The sequence below is a fragment of the Nocardiopsis sp. CNZ308 genome, from assembly GCF_004217075.1.
Genome location: NZ_SHKJ01000001.1, coordinates 4,698,892 through 4,719,250, shown reverse-complemented (window position 1 = coordinate 4,719,250; position 20,359 = coordinate 4,698,892). Strand labels below are relative to the sequence as shown.

Genomic DNA, 20,359 nt, shown 5'->3' with positions numbered 1-20,359 from the left:
CATGCAGTCACGTCGCGACAGGGTGATGGCCCACAACTTCACGGTGGGCCGCCTGGGCACGGCCATGCTGGAGGGCGACCCCGACGCGGTCGACGCCCCCATGCGCCGCACCCGCACCGGCACCTACATCGGCATCGCCATCGGCGCGGTGCTGTGCGTCGGCTTCCTCGTGTTCGGCCTGATCTTCCCCGGGGGCGCCACCAGCTGGCGCCAGGAGGGGCGGCTGATCGTGGACCGCGACACCGGCGCCTCCTACCTGTACTCGGCCGGAACGCTGCGCCCCGTGGCCAACGGCGCCTCCGCCCGCCTGGTCCAGGGCGCCGACGCCGCAGTGAGCCTGGTCTCGGCCGACTCTCTGGAGGGCGTGCCCGTGGGCGGCCCCGTCGGTATCGCCGGCGCGCCCGACGCCCTGCCGACCACCGAGGGACTGGAGCAGTCGGTCTGGCGGGTGTGCGCGCTGCCGCCCGAGGGCGAGGAGGACGAGCGGGGCCGCACCGCCCTGGTGGTGGGCACGGCCCCAGCCCCGAACCCGCCCTCCGCCGAACAGGCGGTCCTGGTCTCCGGACCGGACGGCGCCCCGCACCTGCTGTGGAACGGCACACGCCTGCGCCTGGACGAGGAGGGCGGCGCCGTCCAGGCCCTCGGCTACGGCACGAGTGACGCCCCGCCCGTCACCTCGGCCTTCCTCAACACCGTGCCCACGGGTCCGGACCTGACCGCGCCCGAGGTCCCGGGCGCCGGTGAGGACGCGGGCGAGATGGCGGGCGAGCCCCGGCGCGTGGGACAGGTGTTCGCGGTGTCCACCCCCGGGCAGGAGGACCAGCACTACCTGCTCACCCGGGACGGACTGGTCCCGCTCTCCGTGACGCACGCGCTGCTGCTGCTGGCCGACCCGGACGTCTCGGGCGCCGCCTACCCCGACGCCCCCGCCGAGGCGCTGCCCCTGCCCGCGGGCGAGGCGCACGCCCGGCTCTCCGACGGCCAGGGGCCGCGCGAGGAGCGCCACCCCGCCGCCCCGCCGGAGCTGGTGGGCGCCGGTGCGGGCGTGCCGTGCCTGCGGCTGGCCCCCGACGGCTCTCTGTCGGTGAGCATGGACGACCCCGCCGGGGTGGAGGCGTGGCCCGTGCAGGAGCGACCCGGCATCGCCCCCGGGTGCCCGACCCCCGACCTGGTCGGCATCGCCTCCGGCCGGGGCTCGCTCGCCGCCGCCCAGCCCGTGGGCGGCGGAGGCGCCGCCACCACCCACTACCTCGTCACCGACAGCGTGGCGAAGTACCCGGTGCTCGACGAGACCGCTCTGACCTCCCTCGGCTACCAGACGGCCCAGGCCGTCCCGGTCCCGACCTCCCTGCTGCGGCTGCTGCCCTCCGGGCCGGTGCTCGACCCGGAGGCGGCCGCCCTCCCGCTGGCGCCCTCGTCGATGCTCGAGGACGCCGGATGCCCCTGATGGAACCAACAGAGGAGATCCCATGTCGCAGATGACACAGACTACGGACGATGGCGAACGGCTTGCGCAGGAGGCGATGAGCGAGGCCCACGCCAAGTGCAACGAGGTCTACACCAGCGTGGACGCCACGCGTGACAAGCTGCGCGCCTCCTGGCAGGGAGCGGCCTCCAACAGCTACAGCGAGGCGGTCGTCGCCTGGCTGGAGGAGCTGCGGCTCATCACCAACGACATGAACCGGATGATCGGCACCTTCGGCGGCACCGTCCAGGCCATGCACAGCACGGAGGACGCCAACATCATCGCCGGTTCGCGGTGGATCAACGAGCTCAACCCGAACCAGGCCGGCTGAGTCCGGGCCGCCACCTCCACCCGCACCCGTCCCTTTCCGGAAGGCGAGACCATGAGCATCAACGGTTTCAGCGTCACCTACGCCTACGTCAACGAGGCCACCGACGAACTGCGCGCCCAGACCAAGAACGTCGAGAACCAGCTCGAGCAGCTCAACACGACGATGCAGTCCCTCCAGAGCCAGCTCGAGGGTGCCATGTTCACGGAGTACCAGAACAAGTACCGGTCCTGGCAGAGCAACGTGGCCGACATGAACACCCTGCTCCTCAAGGCCGAGATGGCCCTGAAGCAGATCAGCCACGAGTACTCCTCCACCGACAGTCGCGAGGCCATGAACTGGCAGGCGCTGCTGTAGTCCTCTCCCCCTCCCCCCGGGGCGGGCGGCCCACCACTCCCCTCGCGGCCGCCCGCCCCGCCTCGCCTCATCCCATCCCCCGCCACCCCCGACACAATCCAGACGAACTGCCGCCCTACGGGCGGTGAGGAGGTCCTGACGTGGAGTCCCCCCTCTTCGACTTCCGTGCTGCCCTCTCCGGGGAGGAGCCGGATCCGACCGAGACCGAGGAGGCCACCACCCTCCAGGAGCAGAGCTCCAACAACCGGTCGGAGTCCGCTCCGATCAGCGTGGACCTGACCAGCGGCCTGCTCATGCTCCGGCACGCCGGCTCCTCGGTCGAGGTGGACACCGCCACCCGGGAGGCGGTCCTCGACCCGGGCGACTCCGAGGTGAGCGTCGGCGACGACGGCGTGATGCTGTTCAGCACGCAGCAGTCCGGTGACACCGCCTCCCCGCACGTGCTCGCCGAGCAGGAGGTCGCCCGCGTCGTCACGGTGTCCGCGCCCGAGTCCGGGGACGTCTCCGGCCAGGAGCTCCACACGGAGAGCCGGTTCGAACCGGCGACCCCGGGAACACCGGCGCTCCCGGTCGAACCGGCGGTCAGGTCCGTCGGGGTGCCCGCCAACGCGGAGCCGGTCCCCGAGGGCGAGACCACGGAGCCCGTATCGCTGGAGCCCATGCTCGTCGCGGAGCCGCTCCAGCGCATGGAACCGATGCAGCCGCTGGAACCGGTGATCCCCGCGGAGCCGGCGATCCTCGCGGAACCCGCCCAGCGCGTGGAGGCGGCGGAGCCTCTGGTGGGCGAGGAGATCGAGCGGGGTGAGCTGCTGGAGCCGCTGACCCCCGTGGACACCGAGGACACGAAGGTGGTCTCCGGTGTGGAGCCCATCTCCGCCGACGCCGACGACCCCGCCTTCGGCGAGACCGGCTCGGAGATCCCCGGGGCCCCGGTCGTGACCCTGGACCCCGAGACGGGGATCACCACCGTCGAGGCGGGCGAGCTGAAGTTCGTCCTGGACTCGGACAAGGGCACGATCAGCATCGAGCCCGGGGACAGGAACGTGCCCCTCGACCCCGAGGCGGCGCCGGTCACCGTCGAGGCCGGACGCCTGGGCCTGACCATCGACCCGGTCGAGGGGACCGTCGGGATCGAGACGGGCGGTTCCGGTGACGGCGAGGAGAACCTGCCGACCACGATCGAGATCGGCGACCTCAAGCTCACCCTGGACCCCGAGACGGGTGAGGTCTCCCTCGACCCCGGCAGTGGGGACGTGGAGATCGATCCCGAGACCGGTCTGATCACCGTGTCCGAGGACCTCGACGGCGAGGAGGGTTCCGGCGACGAGGAGGGCAACGGCGACGAGGGGGACGACCGACCCGGCGGTGACGGGCCCGGCCAGGACAACTCCTCCGACCACGACCGACCCGGCGGAGACCACCCCGGCCAAGACGACACCTCCAACCACGACCGACCCGACGGAGACCACCCCGGCCAAGACGACACCTCCAACCACGACCGACCCGGCGGTGACGGGCCCGGCCAGGACAACTCCTCCGACCACGATCGCCCCGGCGGAGACCACCCCGGCCAAGACGACACCTCCGACCACGACCGACCCGGCGGAGACCACCCCGGCCAAGACGACACCTCCAACCACGACCGACCCGGCGGAGACCACCCCGGCCAGGACAACTCCTCCGAAGACGATCGCCCCGGCGGTGACGGGCCCGGCAGACCCGGCCAGGACAACTCCTCCGACCACGACCGACCCGGCGGAGACCACCCCGGCCAAGACGACACCTCCAACCACGACCGACCCGGCGGAGACCACCCCGGCCAGGACAACTCCTCCGAAGACGATCGCCCCGGCGGTGACGGGCCCGGCAGACCCGGCCAGGACGACACCTCCGACCACGACCGACCCGGCGGAGACCACCCCGGCCAGGACAACTCCTCCGACCACGACCACCCCGGCGAAGACGGGCCTGGGCAGAACGAGGAGCAGGACTCCCCCGAGCACGTGGAGAGTCACCGCCCCGGAGCGAACGACCCGGGCAGCGGCGGGACTCCGGGCGTGCCCGCGGGCACCACCCCGCCCCCGGTCGCGGCGGGGACCCACCGGGACGAACACATCACCGAAGACGACGACTCAGACACCGCCGGGGACGACAGCGGTCCCGAGCACCTGGAGACGGGTCAGAGCGAGACGTCGACGGCTGATGTCCCCGACGAGGAACCGGTACCGGTGGAACCGGCCGTCTCGTTCAAGCCCGTGGTCGAGGACACCTCCGAAACTTCCGGTGAGGAGACCGGGGGCGGCGAGGAGACCGGGGGCGGCGAGGAGACCGGGGGCGGCGAGGACGGTGCCGGGAGCGGTGGTGAAGAGGCACCCGGGGACGAAGAGGGCACTGAGGGCGACGACGAAGAGGAACCCGGAAACGAGGAAGACACCGCCGGGGACGAAGAGGACGACGACGGCGACGGCGACGACGGCGACGACGACGACGACGACGAGGACGACGAGGACGAGGACGACGAGGACGAGGACGACGAGGACGAGGACGACGACGAGGACGACGAGGACGACGACGACGGCGACGACGAAGAGAGCGACGACGAGGACACCGGCACCGGGGACAGCGGAGGCGGTGACGAGGGTGCGGGCTCCGGCACGGGTGACAAGGGCACCAAGATCGACCTCGACCGGATCAGGGATTTCCGCTCGAAGATCGTTGAGCCCCTCCAGAAGGACCTCAACATCCTGGTCACCGAACTCTCCGTGTACGAAGGGGTGGCCGAAAGCGGTTACCAGAGGCTCGGAGACCCCGGCATCCTCGAAGAGGCCGGGCGGCTCACCAGCAAGATCGACAGTTCGATGAGCGGGATCTACGACTTCATCTACGGCCTGAACCAGGAACTGATCGAGATCGACCGCAGGCTCTCGGAGAACCTCATCGTCTTCGCCAACCTCGAGGACGAGCAGAACCTCACCGCCCAGGAAGTCCACAACCTGATCTATTCGAGCCAGAGCGGTTCGGGTGGTTCGGGCGGCTTCGGCGGCTCCGGAAGAGGTTCCGGTAACGGCCAGGACGAGGGCGGCGACGAGGACAGCAGCGAAGCCTAGTCCAGAAACGCGATCCACAGAGGGAGGGGACCATGCCAGAACCAGAGATCGAGTACGAAGACCTTCCGGACAAGCCGCTGCACGAGCTCATGAACATCTTCGCCGGCACCGACGGCGACTACAAACCGATGGAGAGCATCGACACGGTCACCAAGGACCCCTGGGTCGCGGACGGGCGCTACCACTTCCACGAGACCACCAATCCTTTCACCGGTTTCTCGTGGAACTACGGCGGCCACGAGATGGACCGCTGGTGGAGTTACAGGGAGTACTACACGGCGTACATGCCCACGTACGGCGGCAGCAGCGTCCCTTATGAGACCTACGGCATCGACTACGCCGGCTACACCATGCAGAAGCACCTGTGGGGGGAGAAGACCCTCAGCGACGGCAAGGAGGATCTGCACACAGACGACACTCCTCCCCCACAGGACGGGTTCCGTCAGCAGCTGAGCAACCTGGCGCACCTGGCCGACTACGGGAACAACCAGCTGACGTCCGAGAACTGGGACCTCACCCGGTTGCAGAAGACCATCGACAGCCTGGGCACGCTCTACGACACGCTGACTCCCTACATCGACGGTGAGGGAGGCAGTCTGAACAAGCTGTGGCAGGAGATCGACGTCCCCGACGGAGCCATGCAGGGCTCGGCCGCCGCGGCGTACAAGTACCGCCTCCAGGACATGGCGTACCGGATGACCTCCGTGCACATGGAGCTCCCCGAGTTCAAGGCGGAGCTGGAGCGGGTCAAGACGGTTCTGACGTTCGCCACCGCCGTCCTCGCCTACACGGTGGAGCAGGCCCTCAACACGAGGGGAGGGCGCGTCCAGGAGGTACTCGACGACTGGTACTTCTACACCTCCGCGGGGACGGAGGAGTTCAACCCGGAGCGGGACCAGTTCCAGGTCACGATCGCCTATCCGGAGGAGACCGGCGGGGACAAACTAACCGGTATCCCCGGCGATCCGCCGACCCAGGACAACATCAACAACGTGCTCTACCAGAGGTTCCGCAACCACTACGAGGGCGTCTACGAGGCCGCCAACCAGGTGCGCGACCTCATGGCGCACACCTACACGCAGGCGCACGCCACCATACCGGTCATCGTGGACCCCGCTCCGCTCCCGCCGCCGACCCCTGAGACCGGTGGCGGCGGCAACGGACCCGGCGGCGAGAACCCCTTCGGCGACTGGGACAACCCCTTCGGCGACTGGGAGATCGACAACCCCTTCGATGATTGGAAGATCGACAACCCCTTCGGCGACTGGGACAACGAGGGAGGCGGTCCGCCCCCGCCGCCACCACCGCCCCCGCCGCCACCGCAGCTCCCGTACAACGGCCCCGGAACCGGTGGCCAGGGCCCCGGGAACGAGTACCTGGACCCTCCGCCGCCACCGCCGAACCTCGGGCTCAACGGGCCCGGCACGGGCAACCCCGAGGGCCTGGGCGGCCCTCCACCTCCCACCCCGGACCTGGGTCTCAACGGGCCCGGCTTCGGCCAGGGGGGCGACAACGGTCCCCAGGGGCCGAACGGCATCGGAACCCCTCCCCCGCCGCCGCCGAACCTCGGCCTCAACGGGCCCGGCTTCGGCCAGGGGGGCGACAACGGTTCCTTCGTGCCGCCCCCACCCCCCAACGACCTCGGCCTCAACGGGCCCGGCTTGGACCAGGGGGGTAACAACGGTTCCTTCGTGCCGCCCCCACCCCCCAACGACCTCGGCCTCAACGGGCCCGGCTTCGGCCAGGGGGGTAACAACGGTTCCTTCGTGCCGCCCCCACCCCCCAACGACCTCGGCCTCAACGGGCCCGGCACCGGTGGCAGCGGCGGCGTGAACGACCCCGGCCTGAACGGGCCCTTCGTCCCGCCGCCCCCGCCGCCGAACCTCGGCCTCAACGGCCCGGGAAGCGGCCGCGGGGGCTACAACGGCTCCCTGGAACGCGATCCGGCGACGGGGCTCCCGATCAACCCCGAGACCGGCGCACCCTTCCCCGTCGACCCCGAGACCGGACTGCCCTACAACCCCGACACCGGGCTGCCCATCAACTACGACCCCGAGACCGGGCGGGCCCTGCCCATCGACCCCGTCACCGGCGAACCGGTCCCCATCGGGGAGAGGGGCAGCTCCCTGGAGTTCGACCCGGCCACAGGGCTCCCGATCAACCCCGAGACCGGCGCACCCTTCCCCGTCGACCCCGAGACCGGACTGCCCTACAACCCCGACACCGGGCTGCCCATCAACTACGACCCCGAGACCGGGCAGGCCCTGCCCATCGACCCCGTCACCGGGCTGCCCATCAACTACGACCCCCAGACCGGGCAGGCCCTGCCCATCGACCCCGTCACCGGCGAACCGATCCCCATCGGGGAGAGGGGCAGCTCCCTGGAGTTCGACCCGGCCACAGGGCTCCCGATCAACCCCGAGACCGGCGCACCCTTCCCCGTCGACCCCGAAACCGGACTGCCCTACAACCCCGACACCGAACTGCCCATCAACTACGACCCCGAGACCGGGCAGGTCCTGCCCATCGACCCCGTCACCGGGCAGCCGGTCGGTATCGACCCGGTCACCGGGCTGCCCACCGACTACGACTACGAGATACCGGCTCCCCCGCCCGACCTCGGCCTCAACGGACCCGGCACCTCCAACGACTACGACTACGGGCTGCGGCCGCCGCCGCTGCCGGAGGACCTGGGCCTCAACGGCCCGGGGACGGGCGGCGACGTACCGATCAACCCGATCACCGGCGAGCCCTACGTCATCGACCCCATGACCGGTCGGCCCTACCCGATCAACCCCGAGACCGGGGAGCCGATCACGAGCAACTACACGGGCCCGGGGCAGGAACCCCCGGACGTCCTGCCGCCGCCGCTGGCACCCGACGCCATCGGCCTCAACTACGGCGGTCTCAGCCCCAGCCCCTACTCCGGTGACGGCCCCGGCGCTCCCGACAGCTCCGACCGCTCCTCGCTGTTCGCCAACCCCGACGGCACCCAGTACCAGCCGGGAGGCCCCCAGGGGGCCTCCGGCGGGCCGGGCTCCCCCGGCACCGCCGGCGGGCTCGGCGGTGTGGGAGGGCTGGGCGGCCAGCCCGGCGCGGGCACCGGCGGCGCGGGTGCCGGAGCCGGGGGCATGGGAGGCATGGGCGGCATGCCGATGATGCCCCCCATGATGGGCGGTATGGGCGGCGGTATGGGCGGTGGCGGCGGCGACAACAACCGCGACCGCCAGCGCTCCACGTGGCTCTCCGAGGACGAGAAGGTCTGGGGCACCACGGCCGACGCGCAGAGATCCGCACTGGGACGCCCCGTACCCGGTCAGAGCAAGAAGGGAGCCACCCGGCATGAGTTCGCAGATGCAACGCCAGATGGAAGAGGAACTGGCACAGCTTCACAAGACGATGGGCCTGCTGGCGGACGCAAGCGCAAACCTGGAGGCGGCAACCGAAGAGGTCGTGGCCAAGAACAGGCTCGTGGGCGCGAAGGTGAACGCGACGGGTGAGCTGGTCGAGCTGAAGTTCCACACGCAGGCCTACCGGGACATGGCCCCCACCGAGCTGGCCGCCGCCATCACCGAGGTGGTCAACAAGGCGCGGAGCCAGATGGCCGAGCGCGTCTCGAAGGCCTACAGCCCCTTCATGCCGGACGTGACGAGCGCGGAGGAGGTCATGAGCGGCGACCTCGATCCGCTCAAGCTGCTCGACCGGCTGGGCATCCCCTCCGAGAACCCGCGGCACTAGGCGCCCCGCGCCGCACCCGCGGCTGAGGACCACGAGAGGAGACGGACATGACGACCGGCGGCGACTTCTTCGCCGACCTCGACGGCATCGACAGGAACAGCTGGAGCGTCAACGACGCGGCCGAGTACGCCCGTGAACTCCAGCAGTGGCTGAGCAGCGAACTGGAGGCCCTGGGCCCCCTCTGGGGCACGGGGGACAAGTTCGCCGACGACATGGACAAGTCCCTGGGCGTGCTCAAGACCTCCATCGACGAGTACCTGGGGTTCCTGGTCATCGCGGCGGAGGACACCAGCGCCATCCTCGGCGGCACCAAGGAGAAGTTCGGCCGCGCTGAGGAGAACAACATCAACACCGTCCCGGACGTGGACGGCCCGGACGGGCCCGGAGGACGCCGGTGACCCCCGACCCCACCCCCACCTCCCCGTGCGGCCGCTCCCGCGGCCGCACGGGCCCCCCGAGAAGGAGTTCCGATGTCTGAGAGCGCGCAGGCTCGCGGTGAGGCCGAGGGCCGTCCCGCACCGGCGCCCGACTTCCGGTCCGCGCTCGGCGGAGGAGCCGACGGCACGGTCTCCGACGGTTCCGTGGGCTCCGCGGCGCGCGTCGGGGCCGTTCCCCCGTCCGCAGCGGCCGAGGGGGCAGGGGTGGCCGAGGCCGTGCCCGGCCCCCGGATCACCGGCGCCCTGCACGAGCCCGCCGCCCCCCAGGCCCCGGAGGTGGCCCTGGACCGCCCGGGCAAGCCCGTCCTGGCGGGTGCCGCCATCGCGGGCCTGCTGCTGGTCGCCGCCCCCTTCGCCATGACGGCGGGGGTTCCCGGGATCACCCTGGACACGACTCCGCTCGCCGCGGGCTCGGGCGGCGCGGACGGCACCGGCGGCCAGACCTCGGGGACCGCCGAGGCGGGCGCCTCGGCCGGCGGCGAGTCCGGAGCCGTCGCTGCGCCGGCGGACACGGGCGCCGCACCCGCGGCCCAGCAGGGCGGCGTGCCCCAGGAGACCGGCTACGTCCCCGAGGTGAGCGGAGACGGGGCCTCGGCCCCGTCGATGCCCGATCCGGGCAACGCCGCCACCGGTGGGGACAACCCCGTGGAGACCGCCCCGGCCGCTCAGGAGGCCCCGGACACGGCGGCCGCCGGTGCCCCGGAGTCCGGGGGCGGCGCCGGCGAGGCGACCGCCGCCGGGGGGCCCGGCGCCGAGAGTGCCGGGGAGCCGGGGGCAGAGGGCGCCGCGGCCGGGGACGGTGACACGGCCGCAGGCGGTGACACGGCCGCAGGCGGTGACACGGCCGCAGGTCCCTCCTCCGGTGAGGAGGGCGCGGACCAGACGGCCGGGGAGGACACGGCGGCCGCGGGAGACGAGGGCGCCGGGACCTCCGGGGAGGGGGAGGCCGAAGGGGCCGCGGCCGGAGAGGGCTCCGGCAACAGCGACACCGGCACCGGGGACACCGGGACCGGCACCGCCGCGGAGGAGATGAACGCCCCCCTCGCCGACACCGCCCGCACCGGGGACACCGCCCGTGAGAGCGGGGCCGCCGGGAACGGCGACACCGCGGGCGGCGGCTCGGCGCCCGCCGACGCTCCGGCCTCGGAGGGCGGGGGCTCGGTCCTGGCGGACTCGGGCGCGCTGACGGGGGCCTCGGAGCCCGAACCCTTCCTCGCCGTCGCGGGGCCGGGCTGCCAGGCCTCCCCCGGCGCCTCCTACACCAACGAGGGGCGCTGGGACAGCGCGGAGGGCACCGCCAGTTGGGCCACACGGACCGGCGGGTACGCTCAGGAGGGCTGTGACGGCGGCTACGAGGCCCTTCCCGTCTCGGGCGACCCGGAACAGGGCAACGGGCAGTACGCCACCTGGACCTTCACCCCCGGGGAGGCGGGGGTCGCGTGCGAGCTCTACGTCCACGTGCCCGACGACGAGAGCCCGCTGTGGATCTCCCCCGGGGAGGCGAAGTACCAGCTCTTCTCCGGTCCCGCGGCCGAGGGGTCTCCCGTGGCGGTCTTCGGGATCGACCAGGCGGGGATCCGGGGCGGCTGGGTCCAGGTGACCGGGTTCACCTCCCCCACGGAGGAGTTCACCGTCCAGCTCACCAACGCGGGGACCGACGCCCTCGCGGACCAGGAGCACGCCAGCTCGCACGTGGCCGCCTCGGCGGTGCGCGCGTCCTGCTCCTGACCCCACCCCCGGCGGGGCGGCTCCGGCCGCCCCGCCACCGCCCTCCCCCGACTTAGGAAGACACCGATGACCAGGCAGCTCCTCACCGTCGACGCCGACGCTCAGGACGGGCACGCGACGATCACCGAGGCGGTCGAGGCCGCTGACAGCGGCGCCCTCATCACCATCGCCCCCGGCCGCTACGAGGAGAGCCTCGTCCTGCGCGACGTGGTCACCCTGATGGCCCGCGACGGCCTGGGCAGCGTGGAGATCACCACCGCCAACGGCTGCGCCGTGGTCTCGGGCGCCGAGGCGGTCAAGCTGTCGGGGCTGGTCCTGCGCGGCCGCCACGCCGACTACCCGGCGGTGGACATCCCCCTCGGACAGCTGGAGATGGCCGACTGCGAGGTGGAGGGCGCCTCGTGGACCGCGGTGTCGGTGCGCGGCGAGGGCGCGCTCGCCATGCGCGACAGCCGCGTCACCTGCTCGGCGGGGGCGGGCGTGGTGATCACCTCCTCGGGGCCGAGCGTCATCGAGGACTGTGTGGTCGAGGATGTCGACACCAGCGCCGTGGTCATCGGTGAGCAGGCCCGCCCCACGGTCCGCTCCTGCGTGCTGCGCGACGCCGGGGGGAACGGGGTGTTCGCCAGCGGGCAGTCCGGGGGCACGATCCGCGACTGCGAGATCTCGGGGACCAAGAAGCCCGCGGTGGCGCTGGAGGAGGGGTCGGCCACCTCTCTGCTGGGCGCGCGCGTGCACGACGTCGAGGGCGACGGGCTGGTGGTGTCCAGCAGGTCGCGCCCGATGGTCGAGGACTGCGTGTTCGAGGACGTGGGCGGACGCGGCGTCGTCGTGCACAACGGGGCGGACCCGCAGGTGGCGCGGGTGCGCGTGGCGCGCGCCAAGGGAGTGGCCATCCACCTGTCCGGCCGGGCGCGCGGAACCTTCACCGAGTGCGAGGTGGAGGAGTCGGGCGGTAACGCCGTGCTCGCCGAGGAGCGCTCCTCCACCACCTTCCTCGGCCTGGTCGTGCGCGGCGGGCAGGGGCTGAGCCTGGGCGGCGACAGCGTCGTGGAGTTCGACCGCGGACTGGTCAGCGAGACCGCCGGTCCCGGCGTGGTGGTCGAGCAGGCCGCCCCGTTCCTGCGCGCGACCGCGATCACCGGGACCAGGAGCCAGGGCGTGGTGTTCGGCAGGGGCGGGCGCGGACGCCTGGAGGACGTGACGCTGGAGCGCACCGGCAAGAGCGCGGTGTCGGTGGAGGAGGGCGGTGCGCCCCTGCTGACCGGCGTGCAGATCTCCGGGAGCCGCGACGCCGGGATCTCGGTGGGCTCGGGCGCGTCCGCCGACGTGCGCGACTGCGACGTGTCCGAGTGCACGGGCGACGGCATCGCCGTGCGGGCCGGGGGCAGGGCGACGGTCCTGCGCACCCGGGTCTACAACGGCCGCCGCAACGGCGTTCTGGTGGCGGCCAAGGCGAGCGCCACACTGCGCCGGTGCGAGGTGTTCGGCAACGGCGCCGACGGCATCCTCGTGCACTCCGCCGAGGACGTGGCGGTGGAGGACTGCTCGGTGCGCGAGAACGGCCGCTCCGGGCTGCGCCAGACCGTGGCCAGCCAGAGCATGCGCACGGAGGAGCTGCTCAGCCGCGGCAACGGTGCCCCGGACGCGTTCGGCGACCTGGCGGGCGCGCCCGTCCCCATGCCGGAGGTCCCCGCCTCCGGGGAGGGGGACGAGGAGGCCGAGGAGGTCGGCCCCATGAAGGAGCTGGACGCGCTGGTGGGTCTGGCCGGGGTCAAGCACGAGGTCAAGACGCTCGTCACCCGCAACCAGATGGCCCAGCGCCGGGCGGAGATGGGCCTGCCCACGCCGCCCATGAGCCGCCACCTGGTCTTCGGCGGCGCGCCCGGTACGGGCAAGACCACCGTGGCGCGGCTGTACGGGCAGATCCTCGCCGAACTGGACGTGCTGCGCTACGGGCACGTGGTGGAGGTGGCCCGCGCGGACCTGGTCTCGCAGTACGTGGGCGGCACGGCGATCAAGACCACCGAGGTGTTCGAGCGGGCCAAGGGCGGCGTGCTGTTCGTGGACGAGGCCTACACGCTGGCCAACGGCAGCGAGGGCGGCGGCAGCGGCCCCGACTTCGGCCGGGAGGCCATCGACACCCTGGTCAAGCTCATGGAGGACCACCGCGACGAGGTCGTGGTGATCGTCGCCGGGTACACGGAGGAGATGCAGAGCTTCCTCGACACCAACCCCGGCCTGGCCTCCCGCTTCAGCCGGACCATCGAGTTCACCAACTACTCGCCGGAGGAGCTGACGCAGATCGTGCGCAACATGTGCGTCTCCCACAGCTACCGGATGGCGGAGGAGACCGAGGAGGCCCTGCTCGCCCACTTCGAGCGGGTGCCCAAGGGACCGGCGTTCGGCAACGGCCGCGAGGCCCGCAAGCTGTTCGAGGAGATGATCGACCGCCAGGCGTTCCGGCTGGGCGGGACCATCCCCGACAGCCCGGACTCGCTCACCCTCCTGCTGCCCGAGGACCTCGGGGAGGCGGCCGAGGAGGAGCAGCTCGGCGGCACGGCGGACGGGATCGCGGCCCTGCGCGAGGAGCTCAACGCCATGGTGGGCCTGGCCAGCGTCAAGGAGACCGTCAACGACCTGGCCAACCTGCTGCTGATGTCGCAGCAGCGGCGCGCCATGGGGCTCCAGGTGGCGCCGATGAGCCACCACCTGGTGTTCGCCGGTCCTCCCGGTACCGGCAAGACGACCGTGGCCCGTCTGTACGGCAAGCTCCTGCACGCTCTGGGGGTGCTGCGCAGCGACCACGTGGTGGAGGCGGCCCGGTCGGACCTGGTCGGGCGCTACGTCGGGCACACCGCCCAGCTGACCGCCGAGGTGTTCGAGCGGGCCAAGGGCGGCGTGCTGTTCGTGGACGAGGCCTACTCGCTGGCGCCGCGCGGAGCGGGCAACGACTTCGGCCAGGAGGCCATCGACACCCTGGTCAAGCTCATGGAGGACCACCGCGACGAGGCGGTGGTCATCGTCGCCGGGTACACCAACGAGATGCAGCGCTTCCTCGACTCCAACCCCGGTCTGGCCTCGCGGTTCAACCACCAGGTGGAGTTCCCCGACTACAGCGACGACGAGCTGGTCACCATCGTCGAGCGGATGGCGAAGGGGTCGGGGTACACCTGCGGTGAGCAGACGACGGCGGCCCTGCACGAGCACTTCTCGGGGGTGGTCCGCGACGTGAACTTCGGCAACGCCCGCTACGCGCGCCAGGTGCTGGAGCGGATGATCACCCGGCAGGCGGGCCGCCTGGTCAACGGCGTCCAGAACGCCACCCGGGAGGACTTCACCACCCTGCTGCCCGAGGACATCCCGGCCCGCTGACCCCGCGGCCCGGGCGGGCGGCGGGGCGCCCGGCGGGCGCCGTGCCGGGACGGGACGGAAGGCCGGGGGCTCCCTCCCGGAGGACGCCATGGGGGCCGTCCTCCGGGAGGGAGCCCGGGCACGGACTCAGCCGTGGCCGGGCGCGTGCCCGCCGACCTCCTCGCGCAGCTGCTCCAGCACCCCCGACAGCAGCCGGGACACGTGCATCTGGGAGTACCCCAACCGGTCCGCGATCTCGGACTGGGTGTGGTCCCCGAAGAACCGCAGCCGCAGGATCTCCCGCTCGCGTGCGGGCAGCCTCGCCAGCGCGGGCTTGAGCGACTCGCGCTCCACCACCCGGTCCAGCGCCGCGTCCTCACTGCCCAGGTGGTCCTCCAGGCGCGTGCCCTCCTGCCCCTCGGAGTCGGAGGAGTCGGGCGCGTCCAACGACAGCGACCGGTAGGACTCCGAGACCTGCGCCAGCTCGCTGACCTCGGCCTCGGGCAGCCCCATCTCGTGGGCCAGCTCCGCCATCGTGGGCGTGCGCGCGTGCCGCTGCTGGAACTCCCCCGTCACCCGGCGCAGCTTCACCCGGTTCTCCTGGTGGCGGCGCGGCACCCGCACCGCCCAGGTGTGGTCGCGAAAGTGCCGCTTGATCTCCCCCGTCACCGTGGGCAGCAGGTAGGAGATGAAGGGCTTGCCGCGGGCCGGGTCGTAGCCGCGCACGGCCTTGACCAGCCCCACCATCGCGGTCTGCTTCAGGTCCTCCAGCGGCTCGCCGCGCCCCCCGTAGCGGCGCGCGATCTTGTTGATCAACGGCTGGTAGAGCACGACCACCCGCTCGCGCAGCTCGTCGGCCCTGGGGTCGTCGTCGGCGAGGTCACGCAGCTGGGAGATCAGCTCCTCGGGGCGGACCTCCCCGATTTCCCGGACATCTTCGGTCTCCGTGGCCTCGGGGACGGCCCCCTCGACCGGCCTGCGCGGCCTGGGGATCACGGGCAGTCGGTCGGTGACGGTCGTTGACGTGTGTGTTTCGGTGAGAGACGTGGACAAGAGGAAACCCCCCGGTGCTCTGTCCTGTGTGCTCATGTACCTGCCTGGGCAGGACACCGGCGGCGCGATCCCGCGCGCGGCCCGCGGGGCCGGTGGCCCTGTGGCTGGCGGGACAGCCGCGATGCACAGACTAGGTTCCCTCAGGTATGGCTGCAAAAGCCGCGAATGCAAATTGTTTTACAATAAGACAATTATCTTGCAAAAAGCGATAATTTCCTCAACTTCGACACGGGACACCCGTTCGTCCCGTGCCCCCTCTCCCGGTGCTCCCGAGGCACCGCGACCCGCTCCCCCGCCGGGGGGACCCGCGTCGGTCGGATACACAGTCGCACGGTTCCGGGCTCCGGACGCGAACCGACACGTGCGCGAGGCGTCCGCTGCGCCCGCCTCCGGCACCGGGCCCGGTGGAATCCGGGGGCGAGGGGTGCCTCGGGGACCCGGGGCTACCTCGGTGTCAGCGGGCTGGCGAGGAGCAGCCCGGCCCCCGTCGCCGTGCCCGCGCCGACACCGTCCAGGCACAGTTCCTGGAGCGCCTCGCTGTCACGCACCACGGCCTCGCCGGTGAAGTGGTACCGCGCGGGACGGCCGCCCACGTGCTTCCACCGCACCGAGGTGACGTCCAGCGCGCCCGCGAACTTGCCGTCCAGCCATCCCTCGAACTCCTCCTCCGGAAGGGGGGCCCGCTTGCCGCGCGGGCGCGCCCCCTCACCGGCGGATTCGGCTCCGCGCGGCGCGGTGGGCGCCGTGATGAGCTCCCAGCGGACGGTCTCGCCCTCGGAGTAGCGCGGCATCGGGTGGATGGCGGCGGAGGTGGCGCCGGGGACCTTGCCCCAGGCGGGGGCGGTGTCGGAGCTGACCACCAGCGTGCTCGGCGAGGTGCGCGCCCACAGCACGCGGGCGTCGGACTCGGGGTCGGGATCGACCGCTCTGCGCACGGCCTGCCCCATGACCGCCCACTGGTCCATCCGGGCGCTGCGCTTGGGGTCGAGGTTGATGCGGGACAGGTACAAGGAGTTCCCCTCCGGGGCGTCCCCGCCGGGGCGGGGGTCGGTGTTCGTGTTCGGTCGCGGGCCGTCGAGGATCGCCTCCGCCCGGAACGGAGTTCCCACTGTACGAGGCACCGGACCCCGGGTCGGACGGCCCCACGGCACCGTCGTCGGGCATGGCTAGAGTACGCACCATGCACGAACACGGCGCCCCGCCTCCCCGGGGCCCCCACCCTCCCCGGCAGCCCCGTCAGGCGCCTCCCCCCGGCCACCAGCCTCCCCCCGGGCAGCGGCAGGGCCACCCCCTCCCCGGTCAGACGCCCGTCCAGCGGCCTCCGGCCGAAAAGGGCTCCGTCGGCCGGACCCTCGCCTGGATCGGCTGCGGCTGAGGTGCTGCCCGCGGGCTCCGGGGCCGAGGAGGCCCTCGACGAGACGGACCGCACCCAGGCGGCCGTGGACCTGCTCTGCGACGCCCTCTCCCGCGTGGAGTGACGGCGGCCCGGGACCGCGGCACACGGGTGGCCCGCGGCCCCGGGGACGGGCGGACGCCGGAGAGCACCGGCACGGACCGCCGAACGCGGCGATGACGCCGGTGGACGGCGTCCTGACCGGGGCGGACCGGCGGCCCGCACGCCCCGGTCAGGGCCGGTCTGCGCGCGGTTCGGTCCGGGCCGCCAGGCGGATCCCCGGCCAGGCCCCCCGCTCGGCGAGCCGGGTCGTCACCTGCACGATGCCGTGCCGGACGACGGACACGGCGTCCCGCGGCTCGTAGTAGTCCGAACCGGCGCACACCGCGATGTGGCGTTCGATCACGGGGTCCACGACCCGCCGCACCATGAGGTCGGGGGTGCCGCGCAGCGCCTCGACGCTGGACAGCGGGAGCAGGGCGCAGGCCTCGCCGCTCTCGGCGATGCGCACCATCGTGCCCAGGGACTCCACGTCGGCGGCGATCGTGGGCACCGCGCCGTGTTCGGCGAAGACCCGGTCGATGAGCACGCGCAGGTTGCTGCGCGATCCGGGGGCGACCAGCGGCACCCGGAGCATGTCGGCCAGGCTGATGTCCCCGTACGCCGCGGCGGCGGTCGCGCCCGTCCCTGCGGCCCCGGCTGCCCGGTCGTCCCGGGGCGGCTCCTCGGCGTCCGAGCGCCCGACCAGGTACAGCTCCTCGGAGTACAGCGGCGTCTCGGCCGGTCGGGGCGCCGCGTCGTCGCGGTAGAGGACGGCCAGGTCCATCCGCCCGACCGTGAGCAGCTCCTGGATGTATCCGCTCACCGACTCGAACAGCCGCAGGCGGACGCCCGGGTAGTGCCGTTTCGTCCAGGAGAACAGCGCCGGAGCGAGGTGGACGGCGGCCGCGGTGGGCAGTCCGACGGCCACCGGTCCGCGGATGGCCCGGGGTTCCTTGGCCACGTCCTCGGCGATCTGGTCGAACCGGCGGATGAGCTGCTGGGCGTCCCGGTACAGGGTCCGCCCCGCCGGTGTGGGCACCACCCCGCGGGGGCCGCGCTGCACGAGCCGCACGCCCAGTTCGCTCTCCAGCTGCTTCATCCGCTGGCTGACCGCCGGCTGCGAGACGAACAGCACCGAGGCGGCGCGGGTGAAGCTCCCGCTGTCGACGACCGCGATGAAGTCCCGCAACTGGGCGATGTCCACTGGCTGTCCCCTCGGCCTACACGGTCCGGTCCCTCCCCTCGGCGCGCCGCAGCAGTCGGCGGGCGCGCTCCACGACCGGCCGGTCGATCATCTCACCACCGCGCTGAACGGCGCCCCCGTCCCCCGCGGCGAGTACGCCGCGCGCCCATTCCAGCTCGGCGGCCTCGGGGGCGAAGGCGGTGCCCACGGGCGCGACCTGGGCGGGGTGCACGCACAGCTTGCCGCCGAACCCCCAGCGGCGGGCGCGGGCGGCGTCGCGTGCCGCGGCCGCGCCGTCGCGCACGTCCGTGGTGACGCCCTCGACCGGCGGCGGCAGCGAGCACGCCGCCGACCAGCGCACCAGGTCGCTCCGCGACGGGTCGAGCGCGGCGTCGTCGGCGGTGCCCAGGTCCAGGGCCAGGTCGATCCCGCCGAACAGCAGCCGGACCGTCTCGGGACGGCTCGCGATCCGGGAGAGCCCCACCAGACCGCGGGCGGACTCGATCAGCGGTAGTACCGGCGCCCCGCTCGCCTCGGCCGCGGCCCGCACGTCGTCGCCGGACTCGGCCTTGGGCAGGACGACGGCGTCCGGCCCCAGCTCGCGGCAGAGCCGCGCGTCGGCGGCGAACTCCGCGGTGGTGCGCGCGTTGACGCGCACGGCCACGGCGGGTGCGCCGCCGGAGGGTGGACGGGAGCCGACGACGCTCGGCCATCCGGCCCGCAGCGCTTCGCGCGCGGCGTCCTTGCCGTCGGCCGGGACGGCGTCCTCCAGGTCGACGATGACGGCGCCGGCGCCGCTGCGCACCGCCTTGGCGAACCGGTCGGGGCGGGACGCGGGCACGAACAGCCAGGTGACGGCCGACGTGAGCGCGTCCGCGTGCGCGGCGGCGTCCGTCCGCGGTGCCATCAGACCACCCCGCCGGACCGCAGCTCGCCGGTCTCCTCGGCCGTCATCCCCAGTTCGCCGAGGATGGCGTCGGTGTGCTCGCCCAGGTCGGGGACCGGGTCCATGCGGGGGGCCGGGTCGCGCGGGCCGGGCGGCGCCAGCGCCGGGACCCGCCCCGTCGGCGTGTCCACCTCGTGCCAGCGCCCGCGCGCGGCGAGCTGCGGGTGGTTCCACACGTCGGCGAGGGTGTTCACCCGGGCGTAGGCGACCGGGACGTCGGCGAGCAGGGAGGTGGCCTCGTCGCCGTCCAGCTCGGCGAAGCGCCGGTCGATGACCGCCCTGAGCGTGTCGCGGTTGGCGCTGCGGGCGGCGTTGGTGGCGTATGCGGGGTCCTCGGCGAACGCGGGGCGCTCCAGGAAGCGCTCGCAGAACGCGCGCCATTCGCGCTCGTTCTGGATCGCTATCAGGACCACCTGCTCATCGCGCGCGACGAAGGGGCCGTAGGGGTAGATCGTGGCGTGCGCCGCGCCGGCGCGCGCCGGCGGCTCCTGGCCGTCGTAGGTGTAGTAGAGCGGGAAGCCCATCCACTCGGCGGTGGCCTCCAGCATCGACACGTCCAGGTGCGCGCCCTTCCCTGTGCGCGCGCGTTCGAGCAGCGCGCCCAGGATCGAACTGTAGGCGTACATGCCCGCGGCGATGTCGGAGACCGAGATGCCGACCTTGGCCATCTCCTCGCCGCTGCCCGTCACCGACAGCAGGCCCGACTCGCTCTGCACCAGCAGGTCGTAGGCCTTCATCGTCTCGTAGGGGCCGGGGGAACCGTAGCCGGAGATGTCGCAGACGATGAGCCCGGGGTGTCGCGCGTGCAGCTCGGCGGCGCCCAGCCCGGCGCGGGCCGCGGCCCCCGGCGCCAGGTTCTGGATGAAGACGTCGGCGCGGGCCAGCAGCCGGCGCAGCACCTCGCTGCCGCGCGGGTCCTTGATGTCCAGCGTCAGGGACTCCTTGTTGCGGTTGACCCACACGAAGTGCGAGCTCATGCCGTTGACGCGGGAGTCGTAGCCGCGGGCGAAGTCGCCCGTGCCGGGGCGCTCGACCTTGATGACGCGGGCGCCCATGTCGGCCAGGTGGCGGCTGGCATAGGGAGCGGCGATGGCCTGCTCCAGGGACACGACGGTGACACCGCGAAGCGGCTGCATGGTTCTCTCCTGCGTGTGTGGGAAGGTCGGGTGCGCCACAGGTGCGGGGGGCGCCGGGAGCCGCGTCCCTCCGGGCCTGCGCGCACGCGGCG

At 72.8% G+C, this 20,359-nt stretch carries 14 protein-coding genes; 9 read left to right on the top strand and 5 right to left on the bottom strand.

Annotated elements, in window-relative coordinates:
- The first annotated feature begins 1 nt into the window (after position 1).
- The 9 genes from eccB (at position 2) to EV372_RS20310 (ending at position 14,535) form a co-directional block, all read left to right on the top strand.
- The gene (eccB, locus tag EV372_RS20350; protein WP_130397293.1) at positions 2-1,447 is read left to right on the top strand and encodes a type VII secretion protein EccB; all 1,446 of its coding nucleotides are present in this window, start codon (positions 2-4) and stop codon (positions 1,445-1,447) included.
- Between the two features lie 22 nt (positions 1,448-1,469).
- On the top strand, positions 1,470-1,796 hold the full coding sequence (locus EV372_RS20345) for a hypothetical protein (RefSeq protein ID WP_130397292.1): 327 nt from the start codon (positions 1,470-1,472) through the stop codon (positions 1,794-1,796).
- Between the two features lie 51 nt (positions 1,797-1,847).
- Positions 1,848-2,150, top strand: a complete 303-nt coding sequence (locus EV372_RS20340; protein ID WP_013152252.1) for a WXG100 family type VII secretion target — start codon at positions 1,848-1,850, stop codon at positions 2,148-2,150.
- A 140-nt stretch (positions 2,151-2,290) separates the two neighbouring features.
- Positions 2,291-5,257: an AAA family ATPase gene (locus EV372_RS20335; protein ID WP_197044285.1), complete on the top strand. Its 2,967-nt coding sequence runs from the start codon at positions 2,291-2,293 to the stop codon at positions 5,255-5,257.
- 32 nt (positions 5,258-5,289) lie between these two features.
- Positions 5,290-8,757: a hypothetical protein gene (locus EV372_RS20330; protein WP_130397291.1), complete on the top strand. Its 3,468-nt coding sequence runs from the start codon at positions 5,290-5,292 to the stop codon at positions 8,755-8,757.
- The gene (locus EV372_RS20325; protein ID WP_130399016.1) at positions 8,657-8,995 is read left to right on the top strand and encodes a YbaB/EbfC family nucleoid-associated protein; all 339 of its coding nucleotides are present in this window, start codon (positions 8,657-8,659) and stop codon (positions 8,993-8,995) included. Before EV372_RS20330 ends, EV372_RS20325 begins: the two co-directional genes overlap by 101 nt.
- A 47-nt stretch (positions 8,996-9,042) precedes the next feature.
- Positions 9,043-9,393 (top strand): hypothetical protein, encoded by a 351-nt coding sequence (locus tag EV372_RS20320; RefSeq protein ID WP_130397290.1) that lies wholly within the window; start codon positions 9,043-9,045, stop codon positions 9,391-9,393.
- A 72-nt stretch (positions 9,394-9,465) separates the two neighbouring features.
- On the top strand, positions 9,466-11,160 hold the full coding sequence (locus EV372_RS20315; RefSeq protein ID WP_130397289.1) for a hypothetical protein: 1,695 nt from the start codon (positions 9,466-9,468) through the stop codon (positions 11,158-11,160).
- Positions 11,161-11,226: 66 nt separating this feature from the next.
- Positions 11,227-14,535 (top strand): right-handed parallel beta-helix repeat-containing protein, encoded by a 3,309-nt coding sequence (locus EV372_RS20310; protein WP_130397288.1) that lies wholly within the window; start codon positions 11,227-11,229, stop codon positions 14,533-14,535.
- Between the two features lie 126 nt (positions 14,536-14,661).
- On the opposite strand, the gene EV372_RS20305 is transcribed toward EV372_RS20310, so the two are convergent.
- The 5 genes from EV372_RS20305 to EV372_RS20285 form a co-directional block, all read right to left on the bottom strand.
- A complete protein-coding gene (locus EV372_RS20305; protein ID WP_130397287.1) occupies positions 14,662-15,510 on the bottom strand; it encodes a SigB/SigF/SigG family RNA polymerase sigma factor in 849 nt (282 codons plus the stop codon).
- Positions 15,511-16,010: 500 nt separating this feature from the next.
- Positions 16,011-16,577, bottom strand: coding sequence for a type I-E CRISPR-associated protein Cas6/Cse3/CasE (locus tag EV372_RS20300; RefSeq protein WP_130397286.1), 567 nt, complete (start codon positions 16,575-16,577; stop codon positions 16,011-16,013).
- A 615-nt stretch (positions 16,578-17,192) separates the two neighbouring features.
- Positions 17,193-18,206, bottom strand: a complete 1,014-nt coding sequence (locus tag EV372_RS20295; protein ID WP_130397285.1) for a LysR substrate-binding domain-containing protein — start codon at positions 18,204-18,206, stop codon at positions 17,193-17,195.
- Positions 18,207-18,222: 16 nt separating this feature from the next.
- Complete coding sequence (locus EV372_RS20290; RefSeq protein WP_130397284.1) at positions 18,223-19,092, bottom strand: HpcH/HpaI aldolase/citrate lyase family protein; 870 nt, start codon at positions 19,090-19,092, stop codon at positions 18,223-18,225.
- Positions 19,092-20,267, bottom strand: a complete 1,176-nt coding sequence (locus tag EV372_RS20285; protein ID WP_130397283.1) for a CaiB/BaiF CoA transferase family protein — start codon at positions 20,265-20,267, stop codon at positions 19,092-19,094. The genes EV372_RS20290 and EV372_RS20285 overlap by 1 nt, the downstream gene beginning before the upstream one ends.
- Positions 20,268-20,359 lie beyond the last annotated feature (92 nt).